This is a genomic window from Enterobacter cloacae complex sp. BZL2005 (assembly GCF_049238885.1).
Taxonomy (GTDB): domain Bacteria; phylum Pseudomonadota; class Gammaproteobacteria; order Enterobacterales; family Enterobacteriaceae; genus Enterobacter; species Enterobacter roggenkampii.
On the sequence record NZ_JBMKGI010000005.1, the window covers coordinates 1 to 13,763 of the forward strand.

The window sequence follows — 13,763 nt, forward strand, 5'->3', positions numbered from 1 at the left end:
GGTCCCACCTGACCCCATGCCGAACTCAGAAGTGAAACGCCGTAGCGCCGATGGTAGTGTGGGGTCTCCCCATGTGAGAGTAGGGAACTGCCAGGCATCAAATTTAGCGTGCTGATATGGCTCAGTTGGTAGAGCGCACCCTTGGTAAGGGTGAGGTCCCCAGTTCGACTCTGGGTATCAGCACCACTTTATACTTAGGTTAAAGTTCGGCAAGAAGTAAAAGAATTTGTCTGGCGGCTTTAGCGCGGTGGTCCCACCTGACCCCATGCCGAACTCAGAAGTGAAACGCCGTAGCGCCGATGGTAGTGTGGGGTCTCCCCATGTGAGAGTAGGGAACTGCCAGACATCAAATAAGTGAGAAGGCCATCCGAAAGGATGGCCTTTTTGCGTTATGATTCTCGTGAAAACGGTAGGCCCGGTAAGCGCAGCGCCACCGGGCAAAAAGATCTGATTAATGAATCACCTGCGACAGGAATGCTCGCGTACGTTCTGACTTCGGATGCGCAAAGAACTCATCTGGCGGCGCCTGCTCAACAATCTCCCCACGATCCATAAAGATCACCCGGTCAGCCACGGTTCGCGCGAACCCCATCTCATGCGTGACACACAGCATGGTCATGCCGGATTGTGCCAGTCCAATCATGGTATCCAGAACCTCCTTCACCATTTCCGGATCGAGGGCTGATGTCGGTTCATCAAACAGCATAATTTTCGGTTTCATACACAGTGAACGGGCGATAGCCACACGCTGCTGCTGTCCACCCGATATCTGACCAGGAAACTTATTGGCATGCTCTGCGATACGTACACGCTCCAGATAGTGCATTGCCAACGCCTCGGCTTCCTTTTTCGGCATCTTTCGTACCCAAATCGGTGCGAGCGTACAGTTCTGCAGAACGGTCAGGTGCGGAAAAAGATTAAAGTGCTGAAATACCATTCCCACTTCCTGACGCACGCGTTCGATATTGCGGATATCTTCATTCAGCTCGATACCATCAACCACGATGCGTCCTTGCTGATGCTCTTCAAGGTGGTTAATACAGCGAATGGTTGTGGATTTCCCGGAGCCGGACGGGCCGCACAGGACGATGCGCTCTCCCTGCTTGACCTTAAGATTAATATCCTTCAGGACATGAAACTGTCCGTACCATTTGTTCACGTCTTCCAGCGTAATCATCGCGTCGGCGGGTGTCATAGTTATTTGGCTCATATTTTCCTCAGTGCGGTGTACGCCCGGTGTTAAAGCGCTGTTCCAGATGCTGGCTGTAGCGCGACATGCTAAAACAAAAGATCCAGTAGATCAGGGCAGCAAAGACATATCCTTCGGTGGACATACCCAGCCAGACAGGGTCAACGGTTGCCTGTTGTACGCTGCTAAAGAGATCGAACAACCCGATGATGATCACCAGGCTGGTATCCTTGAAGAGGGCAATGATCGTGTTGACCAGGCCCGGGATGACCAGCTTGAGTGCCTGGGGAAGAATGACCAGTCCCTGCGTTTTCCAGTAGCCGAGAGCCAGTGATTCCGCCGCTTCGTACTGGCCTTTAGGCAACGCCTGCAGACCACCGCGCACAACTTCAGCGACATAGGCGGACTGGAAGAGAATCACCCCGACCAGGGCACGGATCAGTTTGTCGATCGTTGTTCCTTCTGCCATAAATAGCGGCAGCATGACCGATGACATAAACAGAACGGTGATAAGCGGTACGCCGCGCCAGAACTCAATGAAGATAACGGAGAGCACGCGAACGATCGGCATTTTTGAACGCCGTCCGAGGGCAAGTAAAATCCCCCACGGCAGAGCACCGGCTATCCCCACTGACGCGATAATCAACGTCAGCGTCAGTCCGCCCCACTGGCGTGTTTCAACGCGTTCCAGCCCCAGAAAACCGCCATACAAGAGCACCCAGACAATAATTGGATAAACCACTGCCCAGACGGCAATATAGCGTCCACGATGAGGCAGCTTTTTCCAGAACATGACCGCAACAGAGAGCAGGCCGATAACCAGCGCGAGATTAATCCGCCAGCGCTGTTCATGCGGATACAATCCATACATGAACTGACCGAAACGTTCATGAATAAACACCCAGCAGGCACCGGCTTTTGTACAGTCAGCTCGGGTTGAACCGACCCAGTTGGCCTGTAAAAACGCCCAGTTCAGCAGGGGAGGAATCAATTCCCACATGAGCCACAGGCAGACAATCGTCAGCAGGCTGTTACTCCAGCTGGAGAACAGATTCTTTCGCGCCCAGAGAATGAAACGTCCACCTGTCGAGTTGGCAGGGCGCGAGGCGTGCGACAGTATCGCTTTTGTCATCATAGATCCTTAGCGCTCGACCAGTGCTATACGACGGTTATAGAGGTTCATCAGCAGTGAAATTACCAGGCTGATGATGAGATAGACAGACATGGTGATGGCTATGGTTTCAATGGCTTGTCCGGTCTGGTTAAGCACGGTTCCGGCGAAGAGTGAAACCATATCCGGGTAACCAATAGCGGCGGCCAGCGACGAGTTTTTGACGATGTTAAGATACTGGCTGGTCAGAGGCGGAATGATGACCCGCAACGCCTGCGGAATAATGACCTGGCGAAGCGTCACCGTATGCGGTAATCCTAATGAGCGTGCCGCTTCGTGTTGCCCGTGCGGGACGGCCTGGATCCCGGCACGAATAATCTCAGCGATAAAGGCTGAGGTATAAATCGATAGCGCCAATGTCAGGGCCGCCAGCTCAGGAATTAACACCATTCCCCCCTGGAAGTTAAAGCCTCGCAGATGGGGAACATCCCAGTGCAACGCGGCGCCAAACAGCCAGTGTGCCACTAGTGGCAGGCTAACGATCAGGATGACTGCGGTGGGCCAGGTTCTACGAAGCTGACCGGTTTTGATCTGATGCTTGCGGTTAAAACGGAATACCCCAGCGGAGAGGGCAAGCGCTATCACAATTGCGCCGATGAAAGCATACAGTCCTTCGCCCGGCTGAGGAGAAGGAATGGACAACCCACGGTTACTCAGGAAAAACAGCTCAAACGCGTCGACGGCCTGACGGGGACCAGGAAGGTTACGCAGTACGGCGAAATACCAGAAGAAGATCTGCAGCAGCGGGGGGATATTGCGGAACGTCTCGATATAAACCGTCGACAGCTTCCGCAGGAGCCAGTTTTCAGAAAGACGCGCCAGGCCAATAAAGAAGCCCAGTATCGACGCGAAGACGATACAAAGCGCCGATACCAACAGCGTATTCAGTAAACCGACCACGAATACGCGTCCGTACGTGTCACCTTCCTGGTAATCAATAAGATGCTGAACAATGCCAAAGCCCGCGCTGCGATCCAAAAACGCAAAACCGGAGGTAATGCCGCGATTGTTCAGGTTGGTGATGGTGTTATGGATGAGATACACGGCGATGAGAACAACCGCAACAATAGCAATAATCTGGAATAGCCAGGCGCGGACCGCGGGATGAGAAAAGGATAGCGATCCTTTTACGGCTGAGCGGCGATGGGACATAAAGAAACCTCAGTAACCATGACTCTGGAGTGGGCACTGCATGAGCAGTGCCCGTTACAGCTATGACTTAACGTACTGGTGGCGCGTACTGAATACCGCCGTTGTTCCAGAGATTGTTCTGACCGCGTTTGATCTTCAGCGGGCTTTCCGATCCCACGTTGCGTTCAAAGATCTCCGAGTAGTTGCCCACCTGTTTGATGATGTTGTAAGCCCATTTATTATCCAGCTTCAGATCTTTGCCGAAATCACCTTCTTTACCGAGCAGGTGCGCCATATCCGGGTTAGATGGATTAGCCGCTTTCTCATCCACGTTTTTCGAGTTGATGCCCATCTCTTCTGCGTTCAGCATGGCAAACAGCGTCCAGCGAACAATGGAGAACCAGTCTTCATCGCCACGACGAACGACGGGTCCGAGAGGTTCTTTGGAGATCACTTCAGGCAGGACAATCCACTCTGCCGGATTGCTCAGCTTAATGCGTAAGGCGTACAGCTGTGACTGGTCAGAGGCCAGCGTGTCGCAACGGCCCGATTCCAGCGCTTTAGCCGACTCATCCGAGCGGTCGAATGTCACTGGCGTGTATTTCATGTTATTTGCTTTGAAATAATCGGCGACGTTCAGCTCGGTATCGGTACCCGCCTGAATACAAACGGTCGCACCATCCAGCTCTTTGGCGCTTTTCAGGCCTGCTTTATTGTGGGTCAGGAAGCCGATCCCGTCATAATAGGTCACGCCCGTAAATGACATCCCCATACCCGCGTCGCGGGAGGAGGTCCAGGTGGTATTACGGGAGAGCATGTCAACCTCGCCGGACTGCAGTGCCGTAAAGCGTTCTTTTGCCGTCAGCGGGGTATATTTTACCTTGCTGTCATCGCCAAAAACGGCGGCGGCAACACCACGGCAGACATCTACATCAATACCGGTAAATTTGCCGTTCGCATCGGCATAAGAGAAGCCAGGCAAACCGTCACTGATACCACATTGAACAAAACCTTTCTTTTTAACGGCATCCAGTGTCGTTCCCGCATGGGCTTGACCGGCTACGGCAAACATCAAGCCTGCAGCGGCCAGGCTGGCTATCATCGTCTTTTTCATAATGCTTCCTGTGTGGCGAAATTTATCGTTATAGAGGCGTTTTTTAAACGCTTTACCTGTCTGTGGCTTTGGCCAACGTTTATAAAGCAAACGTAATGCCAGTTTTGCGTTCGGCAAAATAAGAGATGAGTGAACGCTTAATGCTGAGTGTAGACAGGCTTAAATAAAACGAGCGCCCTGAAACGGTGCGAAATTACAACCTGTGCCACAAATTGGAGCAAAAGTTTTGAGGCGCGCCAGAAAAAAGAAGAGATAGTTTCCAGAGTGAATATTGGCAGGATATTCAATAATATTAATGTGTGAAAATCATCACAATAGAACAGGTAATTTAAAAAAGTGTACGAAAAAGATGTGACTGGCTTCAGGCTGAAATGAAAGGCACGAATAAATACGGGGCTATTTTTTTACTTCTTTGAAAATAGTGCACTGATTAAAAGCAAAAGCGCGGCCAGAGCCGCGCTTTCTTAACTGATGTTACTTCGTCAGGGCAACAATACCCAGCGTCAAGCCCGCCACTGCGGCAGCGCCGCCGGCGATAGCACCTGCTGTTTCCCAGTTGTCCTGGGTGGTGCCTTTCATACAGGTATTGGTATGAACCAGTCGGCCCTGGTCGTCGTAAACCGGTACACATGGAGAGTCGTGCGCGCAACCAGCAAGCAGCGCAGCGAGTAGTGCAACGGAAATGAATCTTTTCATGATGTTACCTCAGTATTATTTCTCGTCCGCTATAAAGCCAGGAGGGCAATTAACGAACTGGAGGTTATTTTACCACCGGGGTAAGTCCGCGTTACACGAGGAATAATCTCAAATTATGTAGTTTGTAAAAATCGTGGAGAAAAATCGATTTCCGGACGAATTAATGGAGACATTATGAAGGGGTAAGAGAGTGTTTTTACTTAATGCAAATCACTGTATTTTTAACATGGCTTTTGCTTAATGCCTAATTCATTGTTTATGTTAAAAATAAAAAAGGCACCAGAGGTGCCTTTTTAGGGAAATGTTAATCTTTATGGCGGGTAAAGCGTCGACGAACAACCACAAAGAAGACGGGCACGAAGAAAATCGCCAGAAGCGTTGCGGAAAGCATTCCCCCCATCACACCCGTACCGACGGCGTTTTGCGCACCGCTCCCGGCTCCGGTACTGATCACCAGCGGCATGACGCCAAGGATAAAGGCCAGGGAGGTCATCAGGATCGGTCGAAGGCGCATCCTTGACGCTTCAAGCGTAGCTTCAATGATGCCTTTACCTTCTTTCTCCATCAGGTCTTTAGCAAATTCGACGATCAGGATGGCGTTTTTCGCCGACAGACCAATTGTGGTCAGCAGGCCGACCTGGAAATAGACGTCATTGTTTAACCCGCGCAGCGAGGCTGCGAGAAGGGCCCCGATGACCCCCAACGGCACAACCAGCATAACGGAGAACGGAATGGACCAGCTTTCATACAGCGCTGCCAGACACAGGAACACCACGATCAGTGAAATGGCGTACAGTGCAGGCGCCTGATTACCTGAAAGTCGCTCCTGGTAAGACATTCCCGTCCAGTCATAACCGATGCCGGAAGGCAATTTTGCCGCGAGGCTTTCCATCATAGCCATGGCCTCACCGGTACTTTTACCCGGGGCTGATTCGCCGAGGATCTCCATCGAAGGCATTCCGTTGTAGCGCTCCAGACGAGGTGAACCATAAACCCAGTGAGCGTTGCTAAAGGCTGAGAACGGCACCATTTCCCCGTTCGCGCTGCGCACATAAAGGTTGTTAATATCCCCTGGCAACATACGGAATTTCGCGTCGGCCTGTACATAGACTTTTTTCACGCGGCCATGATCGATAAAGTCATTCACATAGGTGCCCCCTAAGGCCGTCGAAATCGTCTGGTTGACGTCAGAAAGACTGACGCCCAGCGCCTGTGCTTTCTCCTGATCGACATCCAGTTTGAACTGAGGCGTATCTTCAAGACCGTTAGGACGCACGCGCACCAGCAGATCAGGGTGCTCTTTCACCATGCCGAGCAGCTGGTTACGCGCCTGCGTCAGCTGGGTATGCCCCAGGTTTGCCTGATCGATAAGTTCAAAGTCGAAGCCCGTTGCGGTACCTAACTCAATAATAGCGGGCAGGTTAAACGGGAATACAAGGCCGTCTTTAATCTGACTGAAAGCTTTTGTCGCGCGACCCACAATGGCTTCAACGCCATTTTCCGCCCCAGGACGCTCTTCCCAGGGCTTCAGGCTGATGAAGGCAATACCGGAGTTCTGACCCTGGCCGCTAAAGCTAAAGCCGTTTACAGTAAAGACGGATTCAACATTTGCTTTCTCTTTGTTCAGGTAGTAGTCCTGAACCTGGTCGAGAACCTGCTGAGTACGCGTCTGGGTTGCCCCCGCCGGGAGCTGAACCATTGTCATAAACACCCCCTGATCCTCTTCGGGGAGGAAGGAGGTCGGTAAGCGCAGGAAGAGCACCGCCATTCCACCGACAATAATGACGTACACCAACAGATAGCGTCCGGTCTTGCGCAAGATACCGCTCACGCTGTTACTGTAGTGCTCAACGCTCTTATCAAAGAGCGCATTAAACCAGCCGAAGAAACCCCCTTTTTTGTCATGATGATCCGCTGATACAGGCTTAAGCAACGTTGCACAGAGCGCTGGCGTCAGGATTAGCGCAACCAGTACTGACAATGCCATAGCGGAAACGATGGTCAGCGAGAACTGGCGATAGATCGCCCCCGTCGAGCCGCCAAAAAAGGCCATCGGGATAAAGACCGCCGAGAGCACCATGGCGATCCCCACCAGTGCCCCCTGGATCTGTCCCATCGATTTCTGCGTAGCCTCTTTCGGCGGCAGCTTGTCCTCGACCATGACGCGTTCAACGTTCTCAACGACCACGATAGCGTCATCAACCAGCAGACCTATCGCCAGCACCATGCCGAACATTGTCAGGGTATTGATGGAGAAACCGAACGCCGCCAGAACCGCGAAGGTACCCAGCAGAACGACCGGAACCGCGATAGTCGGGATGAGCGTTGCCCGCAGGTTTTGCAGGAACAAGTACATAACCAGGAAGACGAGAATAATCGCTTCAAACAGGGTCTTCACCACTTCGTGGATGGAGATTTTCACAAACGGTGTGGTGTCATAGGGGTAGACGACTTTTAGCCCCTGCGGGAAGAACGGCTGCAGTTGTGCCAGCTTGCTCTTGATGGCTGCCGCTGTATCCAGCGCATTTGCCCCTGTTGCCAGCTTAATCCCCAGGCCGGTTGCCGCCTGCCCGTTGATTTTTGTCACCATGTTGTAGTTTTCGCCACCCAGTTCAATGCGAGCCACATCCTTCAGATGCACCATCGAGCCGTCCTGGTTCACCTTGAGCGTCACGCGGCCAAACTCTTCCGGTGATTTCAGGCGGGTTTGCGCGATGATCGAGGCATTCAGCTGCTGTCCTGGGATGGATGGCGTCCCGCCCAACTGGCCTGCCGCTATCTGGTCGTTCTGCGTTTTCAGCTGGTTGATAATATCCAGCGGCGTCAGCTGGTATTTGTTCATCGCATTGCTGTCGAGCCAGATACGCATCGCATACTGGGCACCGAACAGCTGCACGTCTCCGACCCCAGACGTTCGGCTGATGGCATCTTTGACGTTCGAGGCAACATAGTCGGAGATGTCATTCTGCGTGAGGTTTTTGTTGTCTGAAACAAAACCGGCGACCAGCAGGAAGCTACTGCTGGACTTCTCAACGCCAATCCCTTGCTGCTGCACCTCTTGCGGCAGCAGCGGCATGGCGAGCTGCAGCTTGTTCTGCACCTGCACCTGGGCGATGTCCGGATCGGTTCCGGACTCGAAGGTCAGGGTGATGGTGACGTTACCCGCTGAATCGCTGGTGGAGGACATATACATCAGGTTATCGATACCGTTCATGTTCTGCTCGATAACCTGGGTCACGGTATCCTGCACTGTTTGAGCATCTGCTCCCGGGTAGGTCGCGGATATCGCCACGGCGGGAGGCGCAATGGTCGGATACTGTGCGACGGGAAGTTTGAGAATGGCCAGCCCACCAGCAATCATCAAAATGATGGCAAGTACCCAGGCGAAAACCGGTCTCTGAATAAAGAAATTAGCCATGTCGTCGTCCCTTAACTGGCTGGAGCGGTGGTGGTATCAGGCGTGGCGACGACGGTTACGCCCGGTCTGACCTTTTGTAGCCCGCTAACAATCACGCGGTCACCGTTTTTCAGCCCTTCCGTCACCAGCCAGCGGTCGCCAATCGCCTGAGGCGCAACGACGGTGCGAGACTCAACCTGATTTTTATCGTTCACCACCATCACGGTGGCATCGCCTCGCGGCGTACGAGTCACGCCTTGCTGGGGAACCAGAATCGCATCCGGCTGCGTACCTTCATCAATCCGGGCGCGAACGAACATACCCGGTAACAGCAGATGTTGAGGATTCGGGAAAATGGCGCGCAGGGTAATCGAGCCGGTACTTTGATCCACCGTGACGTCTGAGAACTGCAATGTGCCTTTCAGCGGATAGGGCTGCCCGTTCTCCATCAGTAGCTCAACGCTGCTGGCGGTATCGCCTTTTTGCAGGCTCGTCTGCTTCAGGCGCAAAAAATCATTACTGGACTGGGTGACATCGACATACATCGGATCAAGCTGCTGAACCGTTGCCAGCGCCGCTGCCTGCCCGTTGGTGACCAGCGCCCCTTCCGTTACGCTGGATTTGCCGATGCGACCATCAACGGGCGATGTCACTTTGGTATAGGCAAGGTTGATGCGCGCGCTTTCAACGCCCGCTTTGGCGGCGACGACGCTGGCGTCTGCCTGCTGGGCCGTGGCCACGGCCTGGTCATACTCCTGCTTGCTGACATACTGTGTACCGACCAGCGGGAGATAACGTTTCACCGTCAGGTGAGCAATATTGGCCGCCGCCTGGGCCTTCGCCAGCTCGCCTTTGGCGTTGTCGTAAGCCGCCTGATAGGTTGCAGGATCAATCTGGTAAAGCGAATCTCCAGCTTTTACATCGCTGCCCTCCGTGAAGTTGCGACGCAGGATAATACCGCTAACCTGCGGACGAACCTCTGCAACGCGGAACGCATCTGTTCTGCCCGGGAGTTCAGTGGTGACAGCCAGCGGTGCGCTTTTCACAATATGCACACTGACCTGGGGAGCCTGCGGATGTTGTTGTTGGTTTTCCTGGCCATCGCATCCTGAGAGCAGCACAGCGCAGACAATGAAACCGGCTAAGGGTAAGCGTCTGAAATGATTCGTCATTACTGTTCCTTTAAATACCCGGTAACCGATATTTAGCGTGAATCGGTAGCAGGGACAGCGGGATAAAAAAATAAAATGTAGCTGCGTATAATAATGAGGGTATTTAATGTTTTTTAATTTATAAGTGCGAATGGCAAGGTCTGAGCAGAAAAATCAGAATCAGACTCGGTTTATTTCTTTGTCTTCTTCCGGCAAGCTAATCAGTTAAATAGCGCTTAATGTGCCTCATTTATTCATGGCGTGAATTTAAACTTAAATATGTATTTAGCTAAGCTATAAATTAAGAAGATTGACTTTTTTTGTGCAAAACTAAAACGGGAATTGGTGAATACTTTCGTTCTCCTGACCTGTGTTACGTATAAACTTTGTGAGTAGCGAGTCGTTGTCTATGGCGCGGAAAAAGAAAGAAGAAGCTCAACAAACCCGGCAGCAGTTGATTGAGGCGGCTATCGGGCAGTTTGCGACGCGTGGCGTAGCCAACACCACGCTGACGGACATCGCGGATGCTGCAAATGTGACGCGCGGTGCAATCTATTGGCACTTCACCAGTAAAGCTGAAATATTTAATGCCATCTGGGAGCAGCAATTACCGCTTCGCGACATTATTCGCGACAGGCTTTCCCTTTCCGAAGGTGATGATCCATTGTTAATACTTCGTGAGCAATTTATTACTGCGTTGCAGTATATTGCGCGTGAGCCTCGACAATGTGCACTTTTACAAATTCTGTATCATAAATGTGAATTTAGCAGTGACATGATTTCAGAGAGAGACATCAGAAAACGGATTGGATTCAATTATGACACGCTGCGTGCCTCGCTGGAGGCCTGTATTTCACGTAACATCATTTCGCCAAAGGTAAATGTTGATCTGACCTTGATCGTATTCCACGGCTTTTTTAGCGGAATAATTAAAAACTGGTTAATGAATAACGAAAGTTTCAATCTTTATCAGCAGGCGCCCGCCCTGGTCGATAGCATTCTGGCGACACTCCCTGTCATTCGCGTATCGCCTCATGATGATGCTTACAGCCCTGCGCCAGGTAGCATCTCCCCTCGCGCACAAAGCGCCTCTATGGTTTGCGCGCTGACGGGTTTACCTAACAGATAACCCTGAAGGGTGTTGCAGCCCAACTCGGTCAAAAAGGCCTGCTGTGCTTCGGTTTCTACGCCTTCAGCCACGACTTTCAGATTGAGTGTTTTGGCGAGGGCTACAATCGCGGAGACAATGGTGGCATCCTCGCTTTCTCCGCTGAGCTCTTTCACGAACGCCCTGTCGATTTTCAATTCACAGGCAGGTAAGCGCTTGAGGTACAGCAGGCTTGAATAGCCGGTGCCAAAATCATCAATGGAGGCCTTTACGCCCGCTTCCGTCAGCTCTGTCAGCACCCGTACACTTTCATCCGGGTTGCTCATTGCCGTGGTTTCCGTCACCTCCAGGATCAACATTTCTGGTGGCACATGATGAAGTGCCAGGCAGTTGAGAACCGTGTTGACCAGCGAAGGCTGTTCAAACTGCAGCGTCGACAGGTTTACCGCCATTGACCAGCTTTGATGTCCCTGAAGATGCCATTCACGCAGCTGGCGACAGGCTTCATTAATTACCCAGTTGCCGATAGGGATAATCAGCCCCGTTTTTTCCGCCAGCGGCAGGAAAAGGTCCGGGGTCAGTAACCCCTGCTTAGGATGCTGCCAGCGCAATAACGCCTCAAATCCAAGGAGAGGGCCGGCGGGGGCGTGAAATTTTGGCTGATACAGCAGGCGGAGCTCATTGCGATCGATCGCCATCCACAGATCGTTCATTAACTGAAGGTGGGTCTGCGCCAGCGTATTCATCGAGGGCTGGAAAAAGTGGTAACCGTTCCGGCCCATATGCTTGGTATGGTACATCGCCGCATCGGCGTTAAACATGAGCTCACGTTCGGTTTTGCCGTCGTGAGGATACAGCGCGATCCCAATGCTGAGGGTGACCATCAGTTCATAGTGCTCGAGGTTGAACGGGCTATCGATCGCGCGCACCAGCGAATTCGCCAGCGATGCCGCATCGTCCGGGCCTTCCCCCTCAGCCAGCAGAACAAACTCATCACCGCCGATACGTGCCAGGGTGAACTGGCCCTTCAGGAGATGCAGCAGGCGCTCCGTTACGGCAATCAGCAGCTTGTCACCGACATCATGGCCGTAAGCGTCATTGATGGCTTTAAAGCCGTCGAGATCCATGAACATCAGGGCAAAATGGGTCCCCTCGCGATCGGCTTTGCTGATGGCCTGATCGAGTCGGTCTTCCAGCAGGATACGGTTGGGCAGCCGCGTCAGGGTATCGTGCAGGGCCAGCTGTGCGAGTTCCCGGTTAGCTTCTGCAAGGGACGAGGCCAGAAGGGCGGTACGCGCCTGAAGGCGGGCGTCCAGCATTGATACCAACAGGGTAATCCCAAGAATAGAGAGCGCGACAACGCTCACCAGCACCGCCAGCCAGCTCCCGTTAATACCCTCATGGTGAACCATTGTGGACATCGGAAACTGTGCGGCTTTCATCCCGGCGTAGTGCATCCCGGCAATGGCTATGCCCATGGTGATGGCGGCACCCGTGCGCATCAGCACGACCTGCGCGACGTCGTGACGCAGGCGGAAGGTCAGCCATAATGCCGTGAGTGAAGCGGCAAGCGCAATGGCGACCGAAATGGCCACCCAGACCTTGTCCCAGATTATCCCGGGCATCACTTCCAGCGCGGCCATGCCGGTGTAATGCATGGCAACAATACCGCTTCCCATCACCAGCGCACCGGGCAGCAGACGGCGCAAGCGTAATTGATCGCAGCTCACGAGCCAGAGCGCGAACAGTGACGACCCGACGGCGACGACCATGGATAACGCCGTCAGGCTGGCGTTGTAGCTCATGCTCATGGAGAGATCCATCGCCAGCATGCCGATAAAATGCATGGCCCACACGCCGATGCCCATTGCAATACCGCCGCCAGCCAGCCAGACGCGGGCAGCGACACCCTCACTCCCGGCGACACGTGCCGCCATATTCAGTGCGGTATACGCGGCAAGGATGGCAACAACAAAGGAGAGGACAACAAGGATATGGTTGTATTGGCTGACCAGCATGGACGGTTCTACTCGAGTGTGGGGTTACGCTAGAGCGGTTGAGAAGGGCGAGACATTATCACCGTCGGGTAATGGCTCAAAGGGATTTAAATCCCCGTTTTTAGTGGGTAATCACGGGGAGTTTGCGCAATCAGGCGGCTAGTCGAGCTCTGAACAGTTTACGAGTTTCAGGGGATTCACGGAGTTCATATTGCGACACTTATCGGTTTCGGTGCTCATCAGTTCAATCCACTGCATCAGAAGTGCATCGAAAATCAAAACGGAGATTGCAAAGACAACCAGCCACCAGTATTTACGAATCATTGTGTCATTCCGCGAGAAGAGCGCCAGTAAAGTGGGGGAAATATACACCAAAAGCGGCGGTTTTAAAGCGGGATAAGCGAAGGTTTACAAAGCGTTGACGGAGTGAAGCAGGGAATAAAAAAGGCGCTTCCCCATGCCGAAGAGCGCCTTTTTAAACAAGCATTTAACTGACTAGTATCAGTTCATGCCGTATTTTTTCAGTTTCTTACGCAGAGTACCACGGTTGATACCCATCATCAGCGCAGCGCGGGTTTGGTTACCGCGGGTGTATTGCATCACCATGTCCAACAGTGGCTGTTCAACTTCAGCCAGTACCAGCTCATACAGGTCATTAACATCCTGACCGTTCAGTTGAGCAAAATAGTTCTTCAGTGCCTGTTTAACCGAGTCACGCAGGGGCTTTTGAGTTACCTGATCCTGAGAGTTAACGGTAGAAACGGTCAGTACGTCAGAATTTACGCGTTGTTCGAACATAGTTCTGTCAG

General features: G+C 52.6%; 11 protein-coding genes, 1 tRNA gene and 2 rRNA genes. 4 read left to right on the forward strand and 10 right to left on the reverse strand.

Annotation, left to right across the window (positions count from 1 at the left end):
• From rrf (ACOTXI_RS11050) to rrf (ACOTXI_RS11060), 3 genes are all read left to right on the forward strand, one after another.
• Positions 1–96 (forward strand): 5S ribosomal RNA (gene rrf, locus ACOTXI_RS11050); the annotation flags it as partial.
• Positions 97–110: 14 nt separating this feature from the next.
• A tRNA-Thr gene (locus ACOTXI_RS11055) sits at positions 111–186 on the forward strand.
• 43 nt (positions 187–229) lie between these two features.
• Positions 230–345: ribosomal RNA gene (rrf, locus tag ACOTXI_RS11060) — 5S ribosomal RNA — on the forward strand.
• Positions 346–451: 106 nt separating this feature from the next.
• Here rrf (ACOTXI_RS11060) and ACOTXI_RS11065 read toward each other — a convergent pair.
• The 7 genes from ACOTXI_RS11065 to ACOTXI_RS11095 form a co-directional block, all read right to left on the reverse strand.
• Complete coding sequence (locus ACOTXI_RS11065) at positions 452–1,210, reverse strand: amino acid ABC transporter ATP-binding protein (RefSeq protein ID WP_008502871.1); 759 nt, start codon at positions 1,208–1,210, stop codon at positions 452–454.
• Positions 1,211–1,217: 7 nt separating this feature from the next.
• On the reverse strand, positions 1,218–2,321 hold the full coding sequence (locus tag ACOTXI_RS11070) for an amino acid ABC transporter permease (protein WP_008502870.1): 1,104 nt from the start codon (positions 2,319–2,321) through the stop codon (positions 1,218–1,220).
• A gap of 9 nt (positions 2,322–2,330) precedes the next feature.
• Complete coding sequence (locus tag ACOTXI_RS11075; RefSeq protein ID WP_008502869.1) at positions 2,331–3,512, reverse strand: amino acid ABC transporter permease; 1,182 nt, start codon at positions 3,510–3,512, stop codon at positions 2,331–2,333.
• 67 nt (positions 3,513–3,579) lie between these two features.
• A complete protein-coding gene (locus ACOTXI_RS11080; protein WP_008502868.1) occupies positions 3,580–4,605 on the reverse strand; it encodes an amino acid ABC transporter substrate-binding protein in 1,026 nt (341 codons plus the stop codon).
• 474 nt (positions 4,606–5,079) lie between these two features.
• A complete protein-coding gene (locus ACOTXI_RS11085) occupies positions 5,080–5,301 on the reverse strand; it encodes a lipoprotein (protein WP_008502867.1) in 222 nt (73 codons plus the stop codon).
• Positions 5,302–5,605: 304 nt separating this feature from the next.
• Positions 5,606–8,719 carry an efflux RND transporter permease subunit gene (locus ACOTXI_RS11090; protein ID WP_045409588.1) on the reverse strand — a complete coding sequence of 1,038 codons (3,114 nt, stop codon included), beginning with the start codon at positions 8,717–8,719 and terminating at the stop codon, positions 5,606–5,608.
• An 11-nt stretch (positions 8,720–8,730) separates the two neighbouring features.
• Entirely contained in the window at positions 8,731–9,870 is a 1,140-nt protein-coding gene (locus ACOTXI_RS11095; RefSeq protein ID WP_021242293.1) for an efflux RND transporter periplasmic adaptor subunit, read from the reverse strand.
• Positions 9,871–10,258: 388 nt separating this feature from the next.
• Here ACOTXI_RS11095 and envR point away from each other — a divergent pair, with 388 nt between their 5' ends.
• Positions 10,259–10,978, forward strand: a complete 720-nt coding sequence (gene envR, locus ACOTXI_RS11100; protein WP_008502864.1) for an acrEF/envCD operon transcriptional regulator — start codon at positions 10,259–10,261, stop codon at positions 10,976–10,978.
• Here envR and ACOTXI_RS11105 read toward each other — a convergent pair.
• The 3 genes from ACOTXI_RS11105 to fis form a co-directional block, all read right to left on the reverse strand.
• Complete coding sequence (locus ACOTXI_RS11105; RefSeq protein WP_008502863.1) at positions 10,894–12,975, reverse strand: putative bifunctional diguanylate cyclase/phosphodiesterase; 2,082 nt, start codon at positions 12,973–12,975, stop codon at positions 10,894–10,896. The genes envR and ACOTXI_RS11105 overlap by 85 nt on opposite strands.
• Positions 12,976–13,113: 138 nt before the next feature.
• A complete protein-coding gene (locus ACOTXI_RS11110) occupies positions 13,114–13,278 on the reverse strand; it encodes a DUF2556 family protein (protein ID WP_008502862.1) in 165 nt (54 codons plus the stop codon).
• A 177-nt stretch (positions 13,279–13,455) separates the two neighbouring features.
• Positions 13,456–13,752 (reverse strand): DNA-binding transcriptional regulator Fis, encoded by a 297-nt coding sequence (fis, locus tag ACOTXI_RS11115; protein ID WP_000462905.1) that lies wholly within the window; start codon positions 13,750–13,752, stop codon positions 13,456–13,458.
• Positions 13,753–13,763: the final 11 nt, after the last annotated feature.